The 22,212-nt window shown below is 61.8% G+C and carries 22 protein-coding genes and 3 tRNA genes; 22 read left to right on the forward strand and 3 right to left on the reverse strand.

Going from position 1 to position 22,212, the window contains the following annotated elements; all coding sequences use genetic code 11:
* The first annotated feature begins 3 nt into the window (after positions 1 to 3).
* From C5J26_RS06010 to C5J26_RS06040, 7 genes are read left to right on the forward strand one after another with little or no spacing between them, the layout of a single operon-like run.
* Positions 4 to 1,539 carry a lipopolysaccharide biosynthesis protein gene (locus C5J26_RS06010; protein ID WP_172745770.1) on the forward strand — a complete coding sequence of 512 codons (1,536 nt, stop codon included), beginning with the start codon at positions 4 to 6 and terminating at the stop codon, positions 1,537 to 1,539.
* A complete protein-coding gene (locus tag C5J26_RS06015; protein WP_172745771.1) occupies positions 1,536 to 3,152 on the forward strand; it encodes a hypothetical protein in 1,617 nt (538 codons plus the stop codon). The genes C5J26_RS06010 and C5J26_RS06015 overlap by 4 nt, the downstream gene beginning before the upstream one ends.
* Positions 3,149 to 4,186 carry a glycosyltransferase gene (locus tag C5J26_RS06020; protein WP_105401015.1) on the forward strand — a complete coding sequence of 346 codons (1,038 nt, stop codon included), beginning with the start codon at positions 3,149 to 3,151 and terminating at the stop codon, positions 4,184 to 4,186. The genes C5J26_RS06015 and C5J26_RS06020 overlap by 4 nt, the downstream gene beginning before the upstream one ends.
* Positions 4,183 to 5,295: a glycosyltransferase family 4 protein gene (locus C5J26_RS06025; protein WP_105401016.1), complete on the forward strand. Its 1,113-nt coding sequence runs from the start codon at positions 4,183 to 4,185 to the stop codon at positions 5,293 to 5,295. The genes C5J26_RS06020 and C5J26_RS06025 overlap by 4 nt, the downstream gene beginning before the upstream one ends.
* Positions 5,292 to 6,467: a glycosyltransferase gene (locus C5J26_RS06030; protein ID WP_105401017.1), complete on the forward strand. Its 1,176-nt coding sequence runs from the start codon at positions 5,292 to 5,294 to the stop codon at positions 6,465 to 6,467. The genes C5J26_RS06025 and C5J26_RS06030 overlap by 4 nt, the downstream gene beginning before the upstream one ends.
* Positions 6,454 to 7,050 (forward strand): putative colanic acid biosynthesis acetyltransferase, encoded by a 597-nt coding sequence (locus C5J26_RS06035; protein ID WP_105401018.1) that lies wholly within the window; start codon positions 6,454 to 6,456, stop codon positions 7,048 to 7,050. The genes C5J26_RS06030 and C5J26_RS06035 overlap by 14 nt, the downstream gene beginning before the upstream one ends.
* 16 nt (positions 7,051 to 7,066) lie before the next feature.
* A complete protein-coding gene (locus tag C5J26_RS06040) occupies positions 7,067 to 7,978 on the forward strand; it encodes a glycosyltransferase family 2 protein (protein ID WP_105401019.1) in 912 nt (303 codons plus the stop codon).
* A 26-nt stretch (positions 7,979 to 8,004) separates the two neighbouring features.
* Here the strand turns inward: C5J26_RS06040 and C5J26_RS06045 are convergent, their stop codons facing one another.
* The 3 genes from C5J26_RS06045 to C5J26_RS06055 form a co-directional block, all read right to left on the reverse strand.
* The gene (locus tag C5J26_RS06045) at positions 8,005 to 9,726 is read right to left on the reverse strand and encodes a hypothetical protein (RefSeq protein WP_105401020.1); all 1,722 of its coding nucleotides are present in this window, start codon (positions 9,724 to 9,726) and stop codon (positions 8,005 to 8,007) included.
* A 4-nt stretch (positions 9,727 to 9,730) separates the two neighbouring features.
* Entirely contained in the window at positions 9,731 to 9,913 is a 183-nt protein-coding gene (locus C5J26_RS06050) for a hypothetical protein (protein ID WP_105401021.1), read from the reverse strand.
* Positions 9,914 to 10,366: 453 nt separating this feature from the next.
* Positions 10,367 to 10,442 (reverse strand) — tRNA-Val (locus C5J26_RS06055).
* Between the two features lie 276 nt (positions 10,443 to 10,718).
* Here C5J26_RS06055 and C5J26_RS06060 point away from each other — a divergent pair.
* From C5J26_RS06060 to nuoK, 15 genes are all read left to right on the forward strand, one after another.
* Positions 10,719 to 10,795, forward strand: a tRNA-Asp gene (locus C5J26_RS06060).
* A 72-nt stretch (positions 10,796 to 10,867) separates the two neighbouring features.
* Positions 10,868 to 10,944: transfer RNA gene (locus C5J26_RS06065), tRNA-Asp, on the forward strand.
* A gap of 264 nt (positions 10,945 to 11,208) precedes the next feature.
* On the forward strand, positions 11,209 to 11,574 hold the full coding sequence (locus C5J26_RS06070) for an NADH-quinone oxidoreductase subunit A (protein ID WP_037080537.1): 366 nt from the start codon (positions 11,209 to 11,211) through the stop codon (positions 11,572 to 11,574).
* Entirely contained in the window at positions 11,565 to 12,146 is a 582-nt protein-coding gene (locus tag C5J26_RS06075) for an NADH-quinone oxidoreductase subunit B family protein (RefSeq protein ID WP_037080534.1), read from the forward strand. The genes C5J26_RS06070 and C5J26_RS06075 overlap by 10 nt, the downstream gene beginning before the upstream one ends.
* A gap of 32 nt (positions 12,147 to 12,178) precedes the next feature.
* Positions 12,179 to 12,781, forward strand: coding sequence for an NADH-quinone oxidoreductase subunit C (locus tag C5J26_RS06080; RefSeq protein ID WP_046636651.1), 603 nt, complete (start codon positions 12,179 to 12,181; stop codon positions 12,779 to 12,781).
* Positions 12,782 to 12,858: 77 nt separating this feature from the next.
* On the forward strand, positions 12,859 to 14,049 hold the full coding sequence (locus tag C5J26_RS06085) for an NADH-quinone oxidoreductase subunit D (protein ID WP_046667760.1): 1,191 nt from the start codon (positions 12,859 to 12,861) through the stop codon (positions 14,047 to 14,049).
* Positions 14,046 to 14,306 (forward strand): hypothetical protein, encoded by a 261-nt coding sequence (locus tag C5J26_RS33165; RefSeq protein ID WP_371411959.1) that lies wholly within the window; start codon positions 14,046 to 14,048, stop codon positions 14,304 to 14,306. Before C5J26_RS06085 ends, C5J26_RS33165 begins: the two co-directional genes overlap by 4 nt.
* Before the next feature lie 16 nt (positions 14,307 to 14,322).
* Positions 14,323 to 15,264: an NADH-quinone oxidoreductase subunit NuoE gene (nuoE, locus tag C5J26_RS06095; RefSeq protein WP_245441109.1), complete on the forward strand. Its 942-nt coding sequence runs from the start codon at positions 14,323 to 14,325 to the stop codon at positions 15,262 to 15,264.
* An 89-nt stretch (positions 15,265 to 15,353) separates the two neighbouring features.
* Entirely contained in the window at positions 15,354 to 16,658 is a 1,305-nt protein-coding gene (gene nuoF, locus C5J26_RS06100; RefSeq protein ID WP_105401024.1) for an NADH-quinone oxidoreductase subunit NuoF, read from the forward strand.
* Positions 16,659 to 16,662: 4 nt separating this feature from the next.
* Positions 16,663 to 17,379, forward strand: a complete 717-nt coding sequence (locus C5J26_RS06105) for a 5' DNA nuclease (RefSeq protein ID WP_245441110.1) — start codon at positions 16,663 to 16,665, stop codon at positions 17,377 to 17,379.
* Positions 17,380 to 17,449: 70 nt separating this feature from the next.
* Positions 17,450 to 19,531 (forward strand): NADH-quinone oxidoreductase subunit NuoG, encoded by a 2,082-nt coding sequence (gene nuoG, locus C5J26_RS06110; RefSeq protein WP_105401026.1) that lies wholly within the window; start codon positions 17,450 to 17,452, stop codon positions 19,529 to 19,531.
* 8 nt (positions 19,532 to 19,539) lie between these two features.
* The gene (nuoH, locus tag C5J26_RS06115) at positions 19,540 to 20,583 is read left to right on the forward strand and encodes an NADH-quinone oxidoreductase subunit NuoH (RefSeq protein ID WP_038593139.1); all 1,044 of its coding nucleotides are present in this window, start codon (positions 19,540 to 19,542) and stop codon (positions 20,581 to 20,583) included.
* 39 nt (positions 20,584 to 20,622) lie between these two features.
* Positions 20,623 to 21,114 carry an NADH-quinone oxidoreductase subunit NuoI gene (gene nuoI, locus C5J26_RS06120; protein ID WP_038585696.1) on the forward strand — a complete coding sequence of 164 codons (492 nt, stop codon included), beginning with the start codon at positions 20,623 to 20,625 and terminating at the stop codon, positions 21,112 to 21,114.
* Positions 21,115 to 21,260: 146 nt separating this feature from the next.
* Positions 21,261 to 21,875, forward strand: coding sequence for an NADH-quinone oxidoreductase subunit J (locus tag C5J26_RS06125; RefSeq protein WP_046635483.1), 615 nt, complete (start codon positions 21,261 to 21,263; stop codon positions 21,873 to 21,875).
* Between the two features lie 22 nt (positions 21,876 to 21,897).
* On the forward strand, positions 21,898 to 22,206 hold the full coding sequence (gene nuoK, locus C5J26_RS06130) for an NADH-quinone oxidoreductase subunit NuoK (RefSeq protein ID WP_007772674.1): 309 nt from the start codon (positions 21,898 to 21,900) through the stop codon (positions 22,204 to 22,206).
* The last annotated feature ends 6 nt before the right edge of the window (positions 22,207 to 22,212 follow it).

Genomic DNA, 22,212 nt, shown 5'->3' on the forward strand with positions numbered 1-22,212 from the left:
TCGATGAGTGTGTCAGTACGGCTAATCTCGGGCTCGATCGCCAATGGGGCGTTGCTTGCCGCCAATGTCCTGATCCAGACGATCAGTGTGCCGATCATGCTCGGCTGGTGGTCGGCGCAGCAATTCGGGCTCTGGGTCCTGCTGCAGACGCTTTTTTCCCTCTCCGTGGTGTTCGACCTCGGCCATCAGAACTACCTCGGTTACGAGTTCCAACGCCTCGGCACCAAGGATGCCGTAAGGCGGGACTTCGCCTCGTCCATCCCGGCCGCCATTCTGCTGGGAACGATACTTCTGTGCTTCTGGATGGCCGCCCCGGCTTTCGGATGGGCCGACGCGTTGTTCGGAGATTTCGTTCCTGCGGAGCTGATGGACGACCTATCAGGCTCGATGATCGTCTATGCGCTCGCCTGGCTCGTCACCAGCTCCGTCGGCGGCATCCTCGGGCGGGCGCTCATCCCTTTCGGCTATTACGCGAGAATGGCGTGGTGGCGGTTTGCATTGCTGGTCGGCATCAACCTCGCGGCCCTCGCGGCAGTCCTTTCCGGCGGTGACGTCCTCGACGCCGTCATCGCCTCGTCGGTTGCCAACGTGGCCGTCAACATCGCCATTCATGTCGACTATTTTCGTCTCTGGCGGCGCGAAGAAATCGGCTTTGCCGTCCCCGATCTGCGCAGGGGCTGGTCCAACCTCACGAGGAGCCTGTTCGTATCGCTCCGCGAGCTGCTCGCTATCGGAAACCAGCAGGGCATCCGACTACTGATCGCCCCGCTCGCCGGCGTCAGCCTTCTCGGTGCGTTCACCGCGACCCGGACGCTGTCGAATATAGCGATGCAGGGCATCAATGCGCTGGCAGGCCCGGTCGATCCCGAGCTCCTGCGCTATCTGAGGGAAGGGAAGAGCGAGCCGGCGGAAGCCGTGGTCACTCTAAGCTGGATTTTCGTGCTGGTCGTCATCGGCCCGGGGTGCATTCTGCTCCAGTGGGTAACGCCCGGCCTTTTCCTGTGGTGGACCCGTGGCAACTTCCATCTCGACCCGCTGCTGTTCGGCTCGCTCTGCGCCTGCATCATCGTCTACGGTTTCGCCCAGCCGATGGTTTCGATCGTCCGGGGGAGCAACATCCTGCTGCCGCAGATCGTTGCGAACGGCATGTCTCTGCTGATCACGGTGATCGGTTGTTATCTGACGTTGACCTCATGGGGGCTGCCGGGCGCCGGTTTTTCGCTGCTGGCGGCCGAGAGCGCCAGTTTCCTCATCTACGCAGCGGCCGCCGGCGGAGTCCTCCGAGAGCTGCGGTTACCCCTCCCAATCCATGCCTTTGCCACATCCGTTTGTGGTGGCCTCTCGGTTATCGCCGGGCTGTTCGCCATGGCGGTCTGGCCTCAATCGGCCGGCTGGTCATCCCTCCCGGTGATGCTCGGCTCACTGCTGGCGGCGTGGATGGCCTATCGGTCCCTGCCAGCCAATATGCAGGCGATCCTTCAAGGGCGTCTTCCAAACCTCTCCCGCAAGCGGGTGGTTCTCACGGGGGATCGGCCATGATGGGGAGTGGAGGTCTGGCGAGCGGCGACATGGTATTCGGCCGTCGTTCGGTACAAGGGCAACGCCGCCGCAATTCCCGTTATGTCGCCAAGGCCCGCTGGGGCGTGGTTGTTTTGGTCTTGCTCTGCGCGGCGATCCAGGTGGGGATATCGCCGGATATCACCAGCATGTACTGCGCCGTGTCAGCCGGTCTGATCGGGATACTGGTATTTTGCTACTGCACCAAACCTAGTCGGATCGAGCGTCATACGATCTCGACGCTGGTAATGCTCGGTTTTCAGGTCCATTCGAGCCTGGCCGCCCTGATCGTCCAGACACTCGCCTGGAAACCGATCACCTTCAACCTCGAGGCGCCGGTAGCCACGTTTTCCGTTCTGGCACTTCTGCAGATATGGGCGGTAGCGCTGCACTGGTTCTATGCGCAGTCGCGGGCGATGCAGGCCGTGACGATCACGATCCGCCAAAGGATGTTTGCGCCGCTCGGTCTCTATCGCTCCCCGACGAACCGGCAATTGTGGTGGATGGGGCTGCTCGGGTCGTTCGGGTCCTGGTACGCGCATGCCGACCGCTGGGGCGAGGACAATTTCGGGGATATCGCCTTCAAACTGCTCGCCGGAATGTCGCAATTTTCCGTCGCGCCTTTCCTGATCCCGGTTGCCGCCTACCTCATCGATCCGCCGAACGGCAAGCGCACGGTCAACTGGTTCGCGCTGACCGCCTACTGCGCCCTGACGCTCTATATCGCGCTGGCGCGCAACAGCCGCGGCGTGTTCGCGGTCAACGTCTTGACCGTGCTGATCTGCCTCGCCATCGCAGTGGTGATAGGACGCTTCATCCTGACGAGGCGGCGCGTGATCTGGCTCGCGGTCGCCGTCCTGCTCAGCCCCATCTCGGCCGGCATCCTCTCTGATCTCGCGACCGCCATGGTCATTGCCCGCGACGACCGCTCGGACATCTCATCGCAGGATCTCGTCTTGTCGACCATCGGCACGTATTTCGATGGAGATGCGCTGCAGTCCCGGCGGGAGACGGACCGGATCCTGGCCGAGGGCAGCTATAACGAAATCTACATCGACAACCCGCTTCTGGCCCGCTTCGTCGCCACCAAATACATCGACCATAACATCGCCCTTGGCCTTTCGCTGTCGCAGACCGGAGAAGGTCTGGCGCGTGAAAATGCCGTCAACCAGCTGCTATTGCTGATTCCGACGCCGGTTCTGAATTTTTTCGCGCCCGAACTCGATAAATCCGGCAACGCCTTTTCGTCCGGCGATTACTACAACTTTCTCGTCACCGGCGATGAACTGGGAAGTTACCGCACCGGCTCGTCGATCGCCGATGGCTTCGTCCTTCTCGGCGCATTTTACGTGGTTGTGTTCGCCATCTTCGCCTTCGCGATTTTCATTGTCGGTGACGCGCTGACAATCCGGACACGGGACAGACATGTGCTGCTTTCGGCTCTGGCCTGCATCTGTATCGTCCGCTTCTTCATGAACGGCCTCATGGACGAATCTATTGCGGTCCAGGCCGGCAACTTTGTCCGGGCACTGCCGCAGACGGTGCTGCTCTACGTTCTGATGTTCTGGCTGACGAGGGGCGTGAAGCTGAGATGAGGCTCCTCTATGTCGGCGCAGAATCAGGGACCAGCCTGCAGCGGGCGGCGGCATTCCGGCGTATCGGCTTCGATGTTCTGCACCTGTCTCCCTACGCTCTCCTGCCGCCCCATTGGGCGGCGTGGCTGAACAGGGCAGGCGGCCCGGGTATCGATCGCCTCGTGGCAAACGGGCTCGGCCGGCGGATCGGCGGGCAACGCTTCGATTTTGCCCTGATGGATTGCGGCGACGTGGTCGGACCAACCGCCCTGAACGTCATCCGCAAGGCCGCGCCGATCGTCGTCAACTACAACGCCGACAATCCCTATCTGGACCCGTCTCCGGAACGTCTCCGCTGGAGCATCCTTCACCGCGCCCTCCCGCACTACGATCTTGTCGTCACCGTGCGCCGTGACTGCATCGAGGAGATGATGGCGAGGAGAGGTGCAAGACGGATCGACACGATCTGGCAGTGCGCGGACGAGGTGGCGCATCGCCCTCTGTCGCCGACGCCGGAGGAGAAAAGCCGATGGTCGTCCGAGGTCGCTTTCATCGGCACATGGATGCCCGGCCGCGGCGCCTTCATGGCGCGGCTGATCGAAAGGGGCGTGCCGCTGGCGATTCACGGGCCCCGATGGAAAAGAGCGCCGGAATACCGGCTGCTCCGACCCTTTATCCGCTCCGATCACCTTGAAGGTTTTGACTACACACGCGCAATTGCCGGCGCGAAAATCGGTCTGGTTCTGCTGAACGGTCAGAATGCCGACCTGCATACGACGCGCTCCGCCGAAATTCCCGCTATCGGCACCGCCATGTGCGCTCCCCGCACTCCGCATCATCAACAGCTCTACAAGGAGGGTGAGGAAGCCATCTTTTTCGACGGAGCGGATGATTGCGCGGAGGCTTGCAAACGTCTGCTGGCGGATGACGGCAGGCGCCAAACGATCGCCGATGCCGGGCACCGGCGCACCTTTGTGAACGGGACCTATAACGAGATCCTGGCCCGGCGGATTGTCCAGCAGGTCGCCGACATAAAACATGGCTGCGTGCGATGAGTAGGGCGGAGGCGCGCAATCGTGGCATTCTGCTCCTGGCCCTGGACACCTATGGCCGGATAGGCGGTATCCAGCGCTTCAACCAACGGGTCATCGCTGCCCTGGCGGAAATCTCTGGCGACAAGGGGTGGAAGCGGCCGGCCATCCACATCATGCGCGACGGCAAGGCCGACATTCCCGAAACCACGGCGGCCGCAATCCGCGCGTTTGGCCGTCGGCGCCTAGATTTCATCGTTCATTCGGCTGTCGCTGCCCTCAACTGCAAAATCCTGTTCCTCGGGCATGTCAACCTTCTGCCGGTGGGACTGTTGTGCAAGCTGCTGTCTCCAAGAATCAAGCTCGTGCTCTTCGTCCATGGCGACGAGGTCTGGAACGATCCGGCCTATCGCCGCATGCGGTTTTATGAACCGGTTATGGCAAGAGCCCTCAGCCAGATCGCCTCCGTCAGCACCTTCACGGCCAGCCGGATGCAGAAGGCATTCAAACTGCCCCTTGAAAAATTCACGCTCTTTCCGAACGCCGCCGACGACATGGACCGGCGACCCGTTTCGGAAACGAATCGCGGCAACATCCTGACGGTCGCCCGGCTGGATCGGCATGACCGCGGCAAGAATATCGACGCCCTGATCAAGGCGGTGGCCCTGCTCAAGCGCCGGAACGTGGAATGCATCCTCCAGATCGTCGGCGAGGGACCGCTCAGATCGGAACTGGCGTCATTGGCCCGGGAGTTTGCGGTCGAAGACAGGGTCGAATTCCTGGGTCGCGTATCGGATGCGAGGCTGGCCGGGATTTATGCCCAAGCGTCCCTTTTTGCGATGCCCTCGTCCAAGGAGGGGTTCGGCATCGTTTTCCTGGAGGCCTGGCTGCACGGCCTGCCGGTGATCTGCGGCACTGAGGATGCAGCGGCGGAGATCATTACCGACGGGGTCGACGGCTATGCGGTGAACGCATGGGATATCGAAGCGCTGGCCGCGAAAATCGCGATGCTTCTCGCCCATCCGGGCATGGCAGCGGCGATGGGAGAGGCGGGGGCCGACAAGGTCCGCTCCCGTTATCTCATGGAGCACTTCAAGGGAAATCTCGAAAAACTCATCGCGGAGCTGCCATGAGAATCCTCAACATCATCGCCAGCGCCGATCCCGAAACCGGAGGCCCTATCGAGGCGCTGCGGCTGACTGGACTGCAAATGGCGCGTCTGGGCCATGCGGTGGAAGTGGTTACGCTGGACAAGCCATCGGCGCCCTACGTGACAGAGTTTCCCTTTCCCGTTCACGCCTGCGGGCGATGGACCCGGAGATACGGATATACGCCGGAATTGGCACGCTGGATCGTCGCGAACGCGGATCGTTTCGATGCGGCGATCATCCATGGCCTCTGGAACCATGCCTCAGTCGGCGGCTGGTCGGCCCTGAGGCGGACAGGCCTGCCTTATGTCGTCTTTGCCCACGGCATGATGGACCCATGGTTCCGTAAAACCCATCCGCTCAAGCACGTCGCCAAACAGGCGTTCTGGTCCGCCTGGCAGGGCAGGGTTCTCCGGGATGCTGCGGCGGTCCTGTTTACCTGCGAAGACGAGCGTCGCCGGGCGCGCGGCGTCTTCCGGGGTTACAGTTATGCGGAGCGTATCGTCGCCTTCGGCACGGCCGATCCGCCGGCAGGGGTTGAGAGCCAGCTTGCCGCATTCCACCGGCATCTGCCGGAATTGAAGGACAAGCGGTTCCTGCTGTTCCTCAGCCGTTTCCACGCAAAGAAGGGCGGCGATCTTCTTATCGAAGCCTTCGCGAAGATCGCCGCGTCCGATCCCGATCTCGACCTGGTGATGGCGGGGCCGGATCAGTCCGGGCTGAAATCGAAACTGATTGTCCAAGCCGCCAAGGCCGGCATCGCCGATCGTATCCATTGGCCGGGCATGCTGGCCGGCGACGCCAAATGGGGTGCCTTTCTCGCTGCCGAGGCCTTTGTCCTGCCGTCGCACCAGGAGAATTTCGGAATCGTCGTTGCGGAAGCGATGGCCTGCAAGACGCCGGTCCTGCTGACCGACAAGGTCAATATCTGGCGTGAAGTGCAAATGTGCGGAGGCGGCCTCGTCGGGCCGGACACATCGGAGGGCATCGAAAGCCTGCTCTGGTCATGGCTCTCGCTCTCCGACGACGGCAAAAGCGCCATGCGCGCCCATGCCCGCGCGGGTTTCGAACGGCATTTCCGCATCGAGGCGGCGGCCCGCGATCTCATCACCATTCTGCACTCCATCTCTCCACGAGGCCTCCATGAAGCCGCTTGACGCGAAGACCTCCAATCCACGGCAGGGAGCCCCGAGTTTTCCGCTGGGACATCGGCTGTTCAGGCTTGCATGGAACCTCGTCTGGAGCCTTTTCGGCCGCTGGACGCCGGTACCGCTGTTTGCATGGCGCCGGTTCCTGCTGCGCCGCTTCGGAGCCCGGATTGACCGGACGGCGCGGATCTATCCCGGCGTCGAGGTCTGGTATCCGCCGAACCTCGCCATGGCCGCGTATTCCTGTCTGGGAAGCGGCGTGAACTGTTACTGCATGGATCGCATCGAGCTCGGCGCCCACGCAATCGTCTCCCAGGGAGCCCATCTGTGCACCGGCACGCATGATGTCGACGATGCGAATTTCCAGCTGGTTACGAGACCCATTGTCATCGGTACGAATGCCTGGATCGCGGCGGAAGCGTTTGTCGGGCCAGGTGTCACTGTCGGGGAGGGCGCGGTGCTCGGCGCCCGCGCCGTCACCTTCCGCAACCTCGATCCGTGGACGATCTACGCCGGCAACCCGGCCAGGAAGTTGCGGCGGCGCTTCGAGCAGGACAAGCTCGGCATCTTTCCGGTGCGGTTGAACTCCTGATTGGACACGTCGTCGAATGGCCAGCCTCGCCGTCCTCATCCTCACCTATAACGAAGAATGCCATATCGCCCGGGCGCTGAAAAGCGTCGCGCCCTTCGCGTCCGAGGTCTTCGTCATCGATTGTTTCTCGACCGACGGCACGGTCGAAATCGCGCGCTCGCTTGGCGCAACCGTGCTCAGCAACCCCTGGATCAATTATTCCAGGCAATTCCAGTGGGGGCTGGACAATGCCCCGATCACCGCCGACTGGATCATGCGGCTCGACGCGGATGAGGTGATCGAACCCGAACTGGCGGTGGAGATCACTGAGGAGCTTCCCACTCTCGCTGCCGATGTCGCAGGCGTGAACCTCAAGAGAAAACATATCTTCCTCGGCCGCTGGATCCGCCATGGCGGACGGTATCCGCTCATCCTCACCCGCATCTGGCGGCGAGGGCAGGGACATGTCGAGGACCGCTGGATGGACGAGCACATCATCGTGAAGGGCGGCCGGATAGTCCTTTTCGACGCGCCGTTCTCGGATCACAATCTCAACGATCTCAGCTTCTTCACCGGCAAGCACAACGGCTATGCAACACGAGAGGCAGCCGACGTTCTCGGCCAGCGTTACGGGCTGTTTCCAGAAGGTTTGGGGCTATCGAGAGAAGCGTCCTCACGACAGGCTACCGTCAAGCGGCGCATCAAAGAGCAGATCTACAACCGGCTTCCGTTTCAGGTCGCCGCGCTCGCCTATTTCCTGTTCCGCTATATCGCCCAGCTCGGCTTCCTCGATGGCCGCGAAGGGCTGATCTACCACGTGCTGCAAGGTTACTGGTACCGTTTCCTCGTCGGCGCGAAGGTCATGGAATTCGACCGGTCGCTCCGGTCGCTTACAACGCTTGAGGAAAAGCGCGCGGCGCTGGCGCGATTGACCGGACTGCCGCTCTGAAGCGACAGCCCGTGAAGCACAGTGGTTCAGGCAACGCCCACACTCGGGAAGGCGGCCCAGAAGAGCGTCGAGCCCGCCCCTTCGGCGGCGACCACCAGAAGGCTTTCACCGGCATTCAACGTGTAGCCGGTCTTGCCCGGGATCTTGTTGAAGAGCTGCGTGCCGTTGGTATTGATCGCCAAATCCGCCGATCCGGCGTTGACGATATGAAACGGCAGTCCCACCAGCGAGGACGCATCCGACGAATTCGTGATCGCGGGCAGCGTGCAGACGAGCGCCGACGCGGCGTCGAAGGTGACGAGGCCGGCATCCAGTGGGTGGAGTACGGTGTTCGCGGTCTTGAGCGTCGACTTCATTCCCATTCCGAAGCGGGGATAGATGAAGCTGTTGCCGCCCCTGACCTCCAGATCGCCTTGGTTTTCCCCTGCGTCGCCGCGAATGTTGAATGCCGCCAATCCGTTGCGGGTCTGATCGGTCCACAGACCTGATAGCATCGCGTGGCGGCCAATTCCGCGCGCGCCGTGAAACTGGCTGGTTGCTGAAGCCGTGTCGAAATCGGTAATCGTCGTGTTGCTGCTGTAGAACCGGCTGAAGCCCGTCGCGCGTCCGACGACGTCGGCATTCTTGTCGCCGGGCACTTCCGAGATGTTGAGGTCGCAGCCCTGTGCGTTCTCCACGTAAATCCCGGCGCCGGAGCCGCCTTCCGCATCGACGCCGAGGAAGCGCGAGTTGGAGACGAACGCGCCTTCGTCGCGGGAACTCAACTCGAAACAGGGCATGCCCCAGGACGAGAGCATCAGCGAGCCGCTGCCGGACGCTATTATGGCCGGGGAGGTGAAGGCCTTTCCGATCTGAATCGTGTTGCCGCTCACCGACTTGACGACATGGACCCGCCCGGCGGTGATCCCGTAATCGCTGCTCGTGAACGCGACCGGCATGCGCGCCCGGAATTTGCTGCCGTCGGCAACGGCGATATTCGCCGAACCGTTGGAGAAAGTCGCGCTCACCACAAGCTCGGTCCGGTTGAAGGCGTTGTTCTGGATGCGGTCGGCATACATCTCGTTCAGACGGGCGCCGTCGCCGCCGGCTTCGAATACGATACCCCGGCAGAGCCGATTGTCTCGTCCATCGGCGGGAATGATGTTGAAGAGCGAATCGAAGCGGCTGTTTCCAGGCATCAGGGTCGAACCGGGCAGCAACGATGCATAATACTGGCCGTTTTCGCAAAGATGCGTCCAGATCCGGGAAACGTCCGTGTGCATGAAATTGGCAAGGAACATGCCCCAGTCGCTGCAGTCGCGGATGAAGAGATCGTGGATGGTGGAAAACTGCAGGCCGATATTGTTCACCGCGCCGATGCTGACGGCGCGTGTGAAGCCGGTAAAGCCGATATGCTCGCATCGCCAGGCGGCAATGCAATTGGCGGTGATCGTGGCGGACGGCGAGCCAAGGTCTGCGTCATTGGCGGCAAAAGCCGGAAACGAGCCGTCGCCGGCAAGCACGGTGCCACCGACGAAATCCCATCCGCTGTCCGGCAGTGTGTCGTTGAGATAGTTCAGCACCGGCTGTACCCCCTGGTAACCGATACCTGAGGCGACCGGGAGCGGTTCCGTGAGCGTGATCACCGCATCCGGCAGCAGGATGGTCCCGCCGCCGCCCGCAGCAACCGCTGCCGCATGTACGGCCCGGATTGCCGCTTCGGTGGCATCTGAGGGAATGTAAAGTTTCGGAATTTGGCGCGATGGCATCGTGTCAGTCCTCCAGGCCGATCAATCGGCTGATCGTGCGTTGGCTGATGGTGAGCTGATTATTTTCTGCGTCGGCAAGCGTGTTGCCTTCGGCATCCATCAGGGTGAACCCGTCGTCTTCGGGCGGCTCACCGCCGCCGATGGAAAAAGTGCCGGGACCGGTCAGGGAAAGTCCGAGATCCAGCATTATCCCCTCCCGCCGCAAACGCTCGCCGTCCCGCACCGAGCGCATCCGCCGGCGCCTCCCATGTTGATGCCGTGTCTGAGATGATGTTTTCCCATTTTCGTCTCCTCGTGCTCCAGGCTGCGCGCGAGCGTCTATCCGCAGACGGGCAGTTCGGAACCGATTTTAGGAACGGGTTGAGGAGCGGGGACGAAGTGGCGGAAAAGATTCGCTTAATGGCCGCTGCGTTGTGGAACGGCGTATAGGCCAAATGCCTGATATGCTTCACGAACCGGAGGCTATGGGACGGCCGGAATGGAGCGAGTTGTCGCGCTCACGGCAAATGTTCTTCCCCGCGCTAGCCAAAGAAGCGGATGAGATTGCGCGCGCTCGACCGAAAACCGAAGCGAGGGACGTAGCGAAACGATCTTCCGGAAGCGGGAAAATTCGGAGTAGAGGCAGGAAAGAGGGCGGGAATGGTGGGCGATGACGGACTCGAACCGCCGACATCCTCGGTGTAAACGAGGCGCTCTACCAACTGAGCTAATCGCCCGTTCGCGATTGCAGAGCCTCAGAGCCCGCCGCGTCGGTGGCCGTGATCTATGCGGATCGCGGAAAAACCGCAAGGGCTTTCATGATGTTTTTTTGAAAATTTTGGGGAAGAGCCGACTGGGCAGGGGCGTATAGGGGGCAGGAGAGGGCAAAGCGACAGCACGTCATCCTTTTGTCTTGAAACGCGCTTGACACCCGATCACGAACCTCTTAGTTAGCCGCTCAACCGAGCGATTGAGGTCGCCCGGCCAAGAGGTTTCGACCTCAAGAGAAATGCGCGGGTGTAGCTCAGTTGGTTAGAGTGCCGGCCTGTCACGCCGGAGGTCGCGGGTTCGAGCCCCGTCACTCGCGCCATTCTCTTCTTCGAACAACCCGCTTTCTACGCTTCTTGGGCGTAAGGGGGCGAGCCGTCAGTCGGCATTATGCGCGGGTGTAGCTCAGTCGGTTAGAGTGCCGGCCTGTCACGCCGGAGGTCGCGGGTTCGAGCCCCGTCACTCGCGCCATTTACCATCCGAGAGAACACGCTTCCCAATACGATTTGGCCGTTGCCGGTCCCTGACGATCATGGTCGGAGGCTGTCGCCAGGATGCGGCCGCTGATAATCGTTTGAACTGCTCCATTTTGGCGCAGGATGCGACATTCAAAAAGCTTGCGCCGGGGCTTCGGCTGCGCTAACCACGGCTTGTTGCAATGCACGTTCGCTTTGCCTGTGCATTGATATTCAGGCGTCGTCTCCCGACGCTTCAGGCAAGCTGGGATCGAATACAATGAGTGAACTCCTCACTTCCTATATCCCGATCGCGATTTTCATCGGCATTTCCCTGGTGATCGGCATCGCGCTTCTGGTTGCGCCGTTCGCCGTCGCCTACAAGGCGCCCGATTCGGAAAAGCTGTCGGCTTACGAATGCGGCTTCAACGCCTTCGACGATGCGCGCATGAAGTTCGACATTCGCTTCTACCTAGTCTCGATCCTCTTCATCATCTTCGACCTCGAAGTGGCCTTCCTTTTCCCGTGGGCGGTATCGTTCGGTGCGATTGGCTGGTTCGGCTTCTGGTCGATGATGGTATTCCTCGCCGTTCTGACGATCGGCTTCATATATGAATGGAAGAAAGGAGCGCTGGAATGGGAGTAGTCGACAACGGCAGCACTCTCGTCGCGCCACAGCCCAAGGGCATTATCGATCCGAATACGGGCAAGCCCATCGGCAGCGACGACGCGTTCTTCGGCGAGATCAACAATGAGCTCGCCGACAAGGGTTTTCTCGTCACCTCCACGGACGAGCTGATCACCTGGGCCCGTACGGGCTCGCTGATGTGGATGACCTTCGGCCTTGCCTGCTGCGCGGTCGAGATGATGCAGCTTTCGATGCCGCGTTACGACGTCGAGCGCTTCGGTTTTGCGCCGCGCGCCTCGCCGCGCCAGTCGGACGTGATGATCGTCGCCGGCACGCTGACCAACAAGATGGCGCCCGCGCTCCGCAAGGTCTACGACCAGATGCCGGAGCCGCGTTACGTCATCTCCATGGGCTCCTGCGCCAATGGCGGCGGTTATTACCACTATTCCTATTCGGTGGTGCGCGGCTGTGACCGCATCGTGCCGATCGATATCTATGTTCCGGGCTGTCCCCCCACGGCGGAGGCACTGCTCTACGGCGTGCTTCTGCTGCAGAAGAAGATCCGGCGGACCGGCACGATCGAGCGCTGAGGGCCAGAGGCTAAGGGTAATTGGACAAGATCATGAGTGAAGCCCTGAACGAGCTTTCGACCTACATCCGCGAAGCGCGTCCGTCCCTCGTGGCGGATGCGGAAATCGCCTATGGCGAGCTGACGCTGACCGCGACGGCGGAAAATCTGCTGCCGCTGCTGACCTTCCTGCGCGACGACGTGCAGTGCGGGTTCATCAGCTTCATCGACATCTGCGGTGTGGATTATCCGGCGCGCGAAAAGCGTTTCGACGTGGTCTATCACCTTCTGTCGCCCCGCCAGAACCAGCGTATCCGCATCAAGGTCGCGACCGCCGAGGACGAGCCGGTTCCGTCTGCCTGCCCGGTCTACCCGGGCGCCGACTGGTTCGAGCGCGAAGCTTGGGACATGTACGGCATCCTGTTCACCGGCCATCCGGACCTGCGCCGCATCCTGACGGACTACGGTTTCGAAGGCCATCCGCTGCGCAAGGACTTCCCGACCACCGGTTTCGTCGAGGTTCGTTACGACGACAACGCCAAGCGCGTCGTCTATGAGCCCGTCGAGCTGCGCCAGGAATTCCGCAGTTTCGATTTCCTCTCTCCTTGGGAAGGCACGGACTACGTGCTCCCCGGGGATGAAAAGGCCAAAGCCTAAGACCGGCGCATCCGCGCCAGCCGAATGCACGTCTTTCCCGCCCGGTGCGATCCGCCGCCCGGCATGGAGCAAGCAGTATGACCGAACACAACGTCCGCAACTTCAACATCAATTTCGGACCGCAGCATCCGGCGGCCCATGGCGTCTTGCGCCTTGTGCTGGAGCTTGATGGCGAAATCGTCGAGCGCGTCGATCCGCATATCGGTCTTCTGCACCGCGGCACCGAAAAGCTGATCGAGACCAAGACCTACCTGCAGGCCATTCCCTATTTCGATCGCCTCGACTACGTCGCGCCGATGAACCAGGAACATGCTTTCGCGCTCGCCGTCGAAAAGCTCCTGGATATCCAGATCCCGATCCGCGGCCAGCTGATCCGCGTGCTCTATTCGGAAATCGGCCGCATCCTCTCGCATCTCCTCAACGTCACGACGCAGGCGATGGACGTCGGCGCGCTGACGCCGCCGCTCTGGGGTTTCGAAGAGCGCGAAAAGTTAATGGTGTTCTATGAGCGCGCCTCGGGTTCGCGCATGCATGCGGCCTATTTCCGTCCGGGCGGCGTCCATCAGGACCTGCCGCCGGAACTGGTCGAGGACATCGGCAAGTGGTGCGATGAGTTCCCGGCAAAGCTCGATGACATCGACGAACTGCTGACCGGCAACCGCATTTTCAAGCAGCGCAACGTCGATATCGGCGTCGTCAAGCTCGAAGACGCCTGGGCCTGGGGCTTTTCCGGCGTCATGGTCCGCGGTTCGGGCGCGGCCTGGGACCTGCGCCGCTCGCAGCCTTATGAATGCTATTCCGACCTTGAGTTCGACATTCCGATCGGCAAGAACGGCGACTGCTACGACCGTTACCTGATCCGCATGATCGAGATGCGCGAGTCGGTGAAGATCATGAAGCAATGCGTCAACCGTCTGCTCGGCGATGCCAGGACCGGTCCGTTCTCGTCTACGGACGGCAAGGTCGTGCCGCCGAAGCGCGGCGAGATGAAACGGTCGATGGAAGCGCTGATCCATCACTTCAAGCTCTATACCGAAGGTTATCACGTGCCGGCCGGCGAGGTTTATGCCGCCGTCGAAGCCCCGAAAGGCGAGTTCGGCGTCTTTCTGGTCGCCGACGGCACCAACAAGCCCTATCGGTGCAAGATCCGCGCGCCGGGTTATGCCCATCTCCAGGCGATGGATTTCATCTGTCGGGGTCACCAGCTGGCCGACGTCTCGGCGGTGCTCGGCTCGATCGACATCGTCTTCGGTGAGGTGGACCGCTGATGCTCCGCGCCGTCGTTTTCGCTGCCCTTGTCTCTGCTGCCCCGGTTGCGTTCGCGCAGCAGGCGCAGACGGATGGCGCGATCTCGACGCAAGGCGGCGGATCGAGGTCGATGAAGGATCTCCTGTCCGAAGGATACGAGATCAAGTCCTCCGTTCCCAGTGGAACAAAGTTCATAGTGTTCATGCAGAAAGACAAGTCTGCCTATGCCTGCGAATTCGTGACGCTCACGAGATCGCGGTGTGGATCCATAAACTGATAAGGCGTGGAAAAGAATGTCCGTTCGTCGATTAGCCGAAGACCAGGTGCAGCCGGCAATTTTCGCCTTCAATGACGAGAATTCCGTCTGGGCCGAGGCAACGATCAGGAAATATCCGGCAGGCCGGCAGCAATCGGCTGTCATCCCGCTCCTGATGCGTGCGCAGGAACAGGATGGCTGGGTGACCCGCGCGGCGATCGAATTCGTCGCAAACAAGCTCGACATGCCCTATATCCGCGTCCTCGAAGTCGCGACCTTCTACACCCAGTTCCAGCTGAAGCCGGTCGGTACCCGCGCCCATATCCAGGTCTGCGGCACCACGCCCTGCATGCTGCGCGGCGCCGAGGACCTGATGAAGGTCTGTCAGCACAAGATCCACCACGATCCGTTCGCGCTGAACGCCGACGGCACGCTGTCGTGGGAAGAGGTCGAATGTCAGGGCGCCTGCGTCAACGCACCGATGGTCATCATCTTCAAGGATGCCTATGAGGACCTGACGCCGCAGCGCCTGGAAGAGATCATCGATGCTTTCGAAGCCGGCAAGGGCGATGAGATCAAGCCCGGCCCGCAGATCGACCGCATCTTCTCGGCGCCCGAGGGCGGCCCGCAGACGTTGAACGACGAGATCAAGCCGGTCCGCACCAATCTCGACCCGCATCCGAGCGCCGAAGAGGCTGCGGCAGCTGCAAGCATTCCTCCGGCCGATGCCGGGCGTCCGAAGGACACCGCGCCGGAGACGGACCCGAAACTGAAGACCCCTGCCACCGCCCCGGCGGCGGCGGCCGCGAATGCCAAGGCCGCGGAGAAGCAGCCGCTCTCGGCGACTGCGAAGAGCAAACCGGCTCCGAAGACGCCCGGCAGTGCAGCGGAAGGCGCGCCGCCGGAACCGGGCGCGGTCTCCGGGGACTTGAAGCCGAAGCGTACGCGGCGCAAGACCACGACTGAAGGTGAGTCGTGACATTTGAGAATTTGTGTGCGGCCTTTGAAAAAGGCTGCAATATATCGACTGGCAACCGGCTTAATCGCGACGGACTTGTGGAATAGATCATGTTGAAAGATCAGGATCGCATCTTTACCAATATCTACGGCCTCAAGGACAAGTCCCTGAAGGGCGCGATGAGTCGCGGCCATTGGGATGGCACCAGGGAGATCATCGAGAAGGGCCGGGACTGGATCATCAACGAGATGAAGGCTTCGGGCCTTCGCGGCCGCGGCGGCGCAGGCTTCCCGACCGGTCTCAAGTGGTCCTTCATGCCGAAGGAATCGGATGGCCGCCCGCATTACCTCGTGGTCAATGCAGATGAATCCGAGCCCGGCACCTGCAAGGACCGCGAAATCATGCGCCACGATCCGCATACGCTGATCGAAGGCTGCGTCATCGCCGGTTTCGCCATGGGCGCCAACACGGCCTATATCTATGTACGCGGCGAATACATGCGCGAGCGCGAAGCGCTGCAGGCGGCGATCGACGAGTGCTATGATTTCGGCCTGCTCGGTGGCAACAACAAGCTTGGCTGGGATTTCGACATCTACGTCCACCACGGCGCCGGCGCCTATATCTGCGGCGAAGAGACCGCGCTGCTCGAAAGCCTCGAAGGCAAGAAGGGCCAGCCGCGCCTTAAACCCCCGTTCCCGGCAAACATGGGCCTCTACGGCTGCCCGACCACGGTCAACAACGTCGAATCGATCGCGGTTGCTCCGACCATCCTGCGCCGCGGCGCCGGCTGGTTCTCGTCCATGGGCCGTCCGAACAATGTCGGCACCAAGCTGTTCATGCTCTCCGGCCACGTCAACAAGCCGTGCACCGTCGAAGAAGTAATGGGCATCACCTTCCGCGAGCTGGTCGACAAGCATGCCGGCGGCATCCGCGGCGGCTGGGACAATCTGCTGGCGGTCATCCCCGGCGGCGCATCCTGCCCGATCGTGCCGGCCAAGGACATCATGGACTGCCAGATGGATTTCGACGGCCTGCGAGCCGTCGGCTCCTCCTTCGGCACTGCCGGCGCCATCGTCATGGACAAGTCGACGGACGTCATCAAGGCGATCGCCCGCATCTCGGCCTTCTTCAAGCACGAGAGCTGCGGCCAGTGCACGCCGTGCCGCGAAGGCACCGGCTGGATGTGGCGGGTACTGGAGCGCATGGTCAAGGGTAATGCCCAGAAGCGCGAAATCGACATGCTGTTCCAGGTGACCAAGCAGATCGAAGGTCACACCATCTGCGCGCTCGGCGATGCGGCGGCCTGGCCTGTCCAAGGCCTGATCCGGCATTTCCGTCCGGAGATCGAAGCACGTATCGACCAGTATACCCGAAACGCGACGGCGCATGGCGCCGTCCTGGAAGCTGCGGAGTAGTCACGTGACGAAGTCGGGCAAAGAGCATGAACGGGAGGCGGCGGATCGTCCGGCGCTCGATCCAGCACGCATGCCCGATTTTTCCGAGGCGATGAAGCTCAATCCGCTAATGGCGAACATGGCTGCCGCAACTGCGATCGGTTTCGGCATTGCCACCCAGATGGCTGGCGTCTTCTTCGGCGCGCTGCAGGGCGCGATGGAAGCGGGCAACCGCCAGAAGGCCGCCGATCCAAATCCGGCTGAGGCCTTTCCGATTGCGGAAACTCCGGCCCCTGCGGAAACGCCGGCGGTTGCAGAACCGGTCGTTGCAGCAGCGACGGCAAAGCCGGTCGCCGCCAAGCCGAAGGCGCGCCGCAAGGCAGCTGCTCCGGTTCTCAAGGCGGCACCCGTTGCCGAACCGGTCACGAAGCCGGCCGCCAAGGCTGCGCCGGCGAAAGCTGCGCCCAAGGCCGCTCCGAAGGTTTCGGCCAAGCAGCCAGCCCCGGTAAAGCCGGCGAAGGCGAGGACGGCCAAGGCATCTGCCGGCGGCGGAGATCTCAAGCAGATTTCGGGCATCGGCCCGAAGCTGGCGGAAGTGCTGAACGGCCTGGGCGTGACGAGCCTTGCGCAGGTCGCGGCCTGGAACGAGGCCGATATCGCCCGTTTCGACAAGGAATTGGGTTTCGAGGGACGCATCAGCCGCGACGACTGGGTCGGCCAGGCGAAAGCTCTGTTGAAATAAAAGAATATGTCCCCGAGTCGCCTGACCCCCAGGAGACCCAAAGGATGGAACTAAGGACGTAAGTGAGACGATGGTTAAGCTGAAGGTTGACGGCAAAGAGGTCGAAGTTCCGGATCATTTCACGCTGCTTCAGGCATGCGAGGAAGCCGGCGCCGAGGTCCCGCGCTTTTGTTTCCACGAACGTCTTTCGGTCGCCGGCAATTGTCGCATGTGCTTGATCGAAGTGAAGGGCGGACCGCCGAAGCCGGCAGCCTCCTGCGCCATGGGCGTGCGCGATGTCCGCGGCGGCCCGAACGGCGAGCTGCCGGAAATCTTCACCAATACGCCGATGGTCAAGAAGGCCCGCGAAGGCGTGATGGAATTCCTGCTGATCAACCATCCGCTGGATTGCCCGATCTGCGACCAGGGCGGTGAATGCGATCTGCAGGACCAGGCGATGGCCTTCGGCATCGACAGTTCCCGCTACACGGAAAACAAGCGCGCCGTCGAAGACAAGTATATCGGCCCGCTGGTCAAGACCGTGATGAACCGCTGCATCCACTGCACGCGCTGCGTCCGCTTCACCACCGAAGTCGGCGGCATTTCCGAACTCGGCCTGATCGGCCGCGGCGAGGATGCCGAGATCACCACCTATCTCGAAAGCGCCATGACGTCGGAACTGCAGGGCAACGTCATCGACCTTTGCCCGGTCGGTGCGCTGACCTCGCGTCCCTTCGCCTTCACCGCCCGTCCGTGGGAGCTCAACAAGACCGAATCGATCGACGTCATGGACGCCGTCGGCTCGGCGATCCGCGTCGATACCCGCGGCCGCGAAGTGATGCGCATCATGCCGCGCGTCAACGAGCAGGTGAACGAGGAGTGGATCTCCGACAAGACCCGTTTCATCTGGGATGGCCTGAAGACCCAGCGCCTCGACCGGCCTTACGTCCGCAAGGGCGGCCGCCTTCAGGCTGCGTCCTGGGGCGAAGCCTTCGGCGCCATCAAGGCTGCCGTTTCCGCAACGTCCGCTGCAAAGATCGGCGCGATCGCCGGCGATCTGGCGTCGGTCGAGGAAATGTACGCCCTGAAGGAACTGATCCGGTCGCTCGGATCGGAAAACCTCGACTGTCGCCAGGACGGGACGGCGCTTGATCCGTCGCTCGGCCGTGCAAGCTACATCTTCAACCCGACCATCGAAGGCATCGAACAGGCCGGCGCTCTGCTCCTGGTCGGCGCCAACCCGCGCCTCGAGGCAGCGGTCCTCAATGCCCGCATCCGCAAGCGCTTCCGCCGCGGCAACTTCCCGATCGGCGTGATCGGCGAAGTCAGCGAACTGCGTTACGTCTACGACTATCTCGGCGCAGGCGCTGAAACGCTCACCGACCTCGCGTCCGGCGCAAACAGCTTCGCCGATAAGCTGCGGGCTGCAAAGAACCCGATGATCATCGTAGGGCAGGGGGCTCTTTCCCGTGCCGACGGCGCGGCGATCCTTAGCTCGGCCGCCCAGCTTGCCGGTTCGGTCGGCGCGCTGACCGATGAGTGGAACGGCTTTGCCGTCCTGCATACCGCCGCTGCCCGCGTCGGTGGCCTCGACCTCGGCTTCGTGCCGGGTGCGAAGGGCGCCAATGCCAGTGCCCAGCTGGCCGGCATGGACGTCCTCTTCCTGCTCGGCGCCGACGAGCTCGACTTCTCGAAGAAGGGCGCCAAGTTCACCGTCTATATCGGCAGCCATGGCGATGCCGGCGCACACAATGCCGACGTCATCCTGCCGGGTGCGGCCTATACCGAAAAGTCCGGCACCTGGGTCAATACCGAAGGCCGAGTCCAGATGGGCAACCGCGCCGGCTTCGCGCCCGGCGAGGCTCGCGAAGACTGGGCAATCATCCGCGCACTCTCCGACGTGCTCGGAAACAAGCTGCCTTTCGACTCGCTGAGCGCCCTGCGTGCGAAACTCTATGCGGATTACCCGCATTTTGCGGCCATCGACGAGATTGCGGCGGGCTCGGTGAACGAAATTGCCGCACTTGGCCAAAAAGCCGGTGGTATGACGAAGTCCGGGTTTGCGTCGCCGATCAAAGACTTCTATTTGACGAACCCGATCGCTCGCGCTTCGGCCGTCATGGCTGAATGCTCGGCATTGGCCCGCAACAATTTCCAGGCTGCGGCGGAGTAATTTTGAACATGGACTCGTTCTTTTCCATCTACGTCTGGCCGGGCATCGTCATGGTCGCGCAGTCGCTGCTGCTGCTGGTCTGCCTGCTCGTTTTCATCGCCTATGTTCTACTTGCCGACCGCAAGATCTGGGCGGCCGTGCAGCTGCGCCGCGGCCCGAACGTCGTCGGCCCCTTCGGCCTGTTCCAGTCCTTCGCCGACCTTTTGAAGTTCGTCTTCAAGGAGCCGGTCATTCCGGCGGGCGCCAACAAGGCCGTCTTCCTGCTCGCGCCGCTGGTCGCCGTGCTCCTGGCCCTGTCGACCTGGGCGGTGGTGCCGCTCGCGGACGGATGGGTCATTGCCAACATCAACGTCGGCATCCTCTATATCTTTGCGATCTCCTCGCTCGAAGTCTACGGCATCATCATGGGTGGCTGGGCTTCGAACTCGAAATACCCGTTCCTCGGCGCGCTCCGCTCGGCGGCGCAGATGGTCTCCTACGAAGTTTCGATCGGTTTCGTCATCGTCACCGTGCTGCTCTGCGTCGGCTCGCTGAACCTGACCGATATCGTCAATGCCCAGCATGACGGCCTCGGCACGAGGATGGGCCTGCCTGCCTCGTTCCTCGATTGGCACTGGCTGGCGCTGTTCCCGATGTTCGTGGTGTTCTTCATCTCGGCGCTCGCCGAAACGAACCGCCCGCCCTTCGATCTTCCCGAAGCGGAATCGGAACTGGTCGCCGGCTTCATGGTCGAGTACGGCTCCTCGCCATACATGATGTTCATGCTCGGCGAATACGCAGCCGTCTGCCTGATGTGCGCGCTGACGACCATCCTGTTCCTCGGGGGCTGGCTGCCGCCGGTCGATATCTGGCTCCTCAACTGGGTACCGGGCATCGTCTGGTTCATGCTGAAGTCGATGCTCGTCTTCTTCATGTTCGCCATGGTGAAAGCCTTCGTGCCGCGTTACCGCTATGACCAACTCATGCGTCTTGGCTGGAAGATCTTCCTGCCGCTGTCGCTTGCCATGGTCGTCATTACCGCATTCGTGCTGAAGCTGGCTGGGTGGGCGTGACCATGACCGTCCAGGCTTCCGGCATCATTGGAGAATAATATGGCAAGTCTCGGCCAAGCCGTGAATTCGCTGTTCCTGAAGGAGTTCGTCGGCGCGTTCTTCCTGTCGATGCGCTACTTCTTCAAGCAGAAGGCGACGATCAACTACCCGTTCGAAAAGGGCCCGGTCTCGCCGCGTTTCCGTGGCGAACACGCGTTGCGCCGTTATCCGAACGGCGAGGAACGCTGCATCGCCTGCAAGCTCTGCGAGGCGATCTGTCCTGCCCAGGCGATCACCATCGAGGCAGGCCCGCGCCGCAACGACGGCACCCGCCGCACGGTGCGTTACGACATCGACATGGTGAAGTGCATCTATTGCGGCTTCTGCCAGGAAGCCTGCCCGGTTGATGCGATCGTCGAAGGCCCGAACTTCGAATTCGCCACCGAGACGCGCGAAGAACTCTATTTCGACAAGGCGCGGCTGCTGGAAAACGGCGACCGCTGGGAGCGCGAAATCGCTCGCAACATGGCAATCGATGCGCCCTACCGCTAAGGCGGGGTGATTTGTCCGGCGGCCCCCATTCAGCGGGCGGTGCGCCGGTGACATCTGGATGAAATACCCGGCGCATATCACAAAGCCGGGTTTCGACGGGTAGGGGCATTCGCCCCGATCCCGGTGAGGGACGAAAAGGCACCACGATGGGTCTGCAGGCAATCTTCTTCTATCTCTTCGCGTTCATCGCGGTGGCGTCGGCGTTCATGGTCATTTCGGCCAAGAACCCGGTGCACTCCGTGCTGTTCCTCATCCTGGTCTTCTTCAACGCTGCCGGTCTCTTCCTGCTGACGGGCGCCGAATTCCTGGCGATGATCCTGCTGGTCGTCTATATCGGCGCGGTTGCGGTTCTCTTCCTCTTCGTCGTGATGATGCTCGATATCGACTTTGCGGAACTGCGCTCGGGCGTGCTGCAATATGCGCCGATCGGCATGCTGGTCGGCCTCATCGTCGCCGCCGAACTGGTGGTCGTCATCGGCGGCAGCGTGCTTACGCCGGAAGCGGCCAAGGCGATCACGATGCCGATCCCGAACCCGGCCAGCCGCACCAATACGGCAGCGTTAGGCGACGTGCTCTATACGAACTACGTCTACTTCTTCCAGATCGCCGGCCTGGTGCTTCTGGTGGCGATGATCGGCGCGATCGTGCTGACCCTGCGTCACCGCACCAATATCAAGCGACAGGATGTTTCCAAGCAGGTGGCCCGCACGCCGGCGACAGCCGTCGAAGTGGTCAAGGTCAAGCCGGGCCAGGGCGTCTGAGGCGGGAAAAAGGAATAAAGACATGGAAATCGGACTTTCCCATTACCTCACGGTCAGCGCCATTCTCTTCACGCTCGGCGTTTTCGGCATCTTCCTGAACCGCAAGAACGTCATCATCATCCTGATGTCGGTGGAGCTCATTCTGCTCTCGGTCAACCTCAACATGGTGGCCTTTTCCTCCTTCCTGAACGACATCGTCGGCCAGGTCTTCGCATTGTTCATTCTGACCGTGGCGGCCGCCGAAGCGGCCATCGGTCTTGCAATTCTCGTCGTCTTCTACCGCAACCGCGGTTCGATCGCCGTCGAAGACGTCAATATGATGAAGGGCTGATCGGGT

The organism is Neorhizobium sp. T7_12 (genome assembly GCF_002968535.1).
GTDB lineage: Bacteria > Pseudomonadota > Alphaproteobacteria > Rhizobiales > Rhizobiaceae > Neorhizobium > Neorhizobium tomejilense.

Bases quoted from the DNA above. Each gene is read 5' to 3' on its own strand.
- C5J26_RS06075 (WP_037080534.1), top strand. From the start codon at position 11,565: ATGGGAGTAGTCGACAACGGCAGCACTCTCGTCGCGCCACAGCCCAAG.
- C5J26_RS06010 (WP_172745770.1), top strand. From the start codon at position 4: ATGAGTGTGTCAGTACGGCTAATCTCGGGCTCGATCGCCAATGGGGCG.
- C5J26_RS06040 (WP_105401019.1), top strand. From the start codon at position 7,067: ATGGCCAGCCTCGCCGTCCTCATCCTCACCTATAACGAAGAATGCCAT.
- C5J26_RS06015 (WP_172745771.1), top strand. From the start codon at position 1,536: ATGATGGGGAGTGGAGGTCTGGCGAGCGGCGACATGGTATTCGGCCGT.
- nuoF (WP_105401024.1), top strand. From the start codon at position 15,354: ATGTTGAAAGATCAGGATCGCATCTTTACCAATATCTACGGCCTCAAG.
- nuoK (WP_007772674.1), top strand. From the start codon at position 21,898: ATGGAAATCGGACTTTCCCATTACCTCACGGTCAGCGCCATTCTCTTC.
- nuoG (WP_105401026.1), top strand. From the start codon at position 17,450: ATGGTTAAGCTGAAGGTTGACGGCAAAGAGGTCGAAGTTCCGGATCAT.
- nuoE (WP_245441109.1), top strand. From the start codon at position 14,323: ATGTCCGTTCGTCGATTAGCCGAAGACCAGGTGCAGCCGGCAATTTTC.
- C5J26_RS06020 (WP_105401015.1), top strand. From the start codon at position 3,149: ATGAGGCTCCTCTATGTCGGCGCAGAATCAGGGACCAGCCTGCAGCGG.
- C5J26_RS06030 (WP_105401017.1), top strand. From the start codon at position 5,292: ATGAGAATCCTCAACATCATCGCCAGCGCCGATCCCGAAACCGGAGGC.
- nuoI (WP_038585696.1), top strand. From the start codon at position 20,623: ATGGCAAGTCTCGGCCAAGCCGTGAATTCGCTGTTCCTGAAGGAGTTC.
- C5J26_RS06085 (WP_046667760.1), top strand. From the start codon at position 12,859: ATGACCGAACACAACGTCCGCAACTTCAACATCAATTTCGGACCGCAG.
- C5J26_RS06045 (WP_105401020.1), bottom strand. From the start codon at position 9,726: ATGCCATCGCGCCAAATTCCGAAACTTTACATTCCCTCAGATGCCACC.
- nuoH (WP_038593139.1), top strand. From the start codon at position 19,540: ATGGACTCGTTCTTTTCCATCTACGTCTGGCCGGGCATCGTCATGGTC.
- C5J26_RS06025 (WP_105401016.1), top strand. From the start codon at position 4,183: ATGAGTAGGGCGGAGGCGCGCAATCGTGGCATTCTGCTCCTGGCCCTG.
- C5J26_RS06070 (WP_037080537.1), top strand. From the start codon at position 11,209: ATGAGTGAACTCCTCACTTCCTATATCCCGATCGCGATTTTCATCGGC.
- C5J26_RS06050 (WP_105401021.1), bottom strand. From the start codon at position 9,913: ATGCTGGATCTCGGACTTTCCCTGACCGGTCCCGGCACTTTTTCCATC.
- C5J26_RS06080 (WP_046636651.1), top strand. From the start codon at position 12,179: ATGAGTGAAGCCCTGAACGAGCTTTCGACCTACATCCGCGAAGCGCGT.
- C5J26_RS06125 (WP_046635483.1), top strand. From the start codon at position 21,261: ATGGGTCTGCAGGCAATCTTCTTCTATCTCTTCGCGTTCATCGCGGTG.
- C5J26_RS06035 (WP_105401018.1), top strand. From the start codon at position 6,454: ATGAAGCCGCTTGACGCGAAGACCTCCAATCCACGGCAGGGAGCCCCG.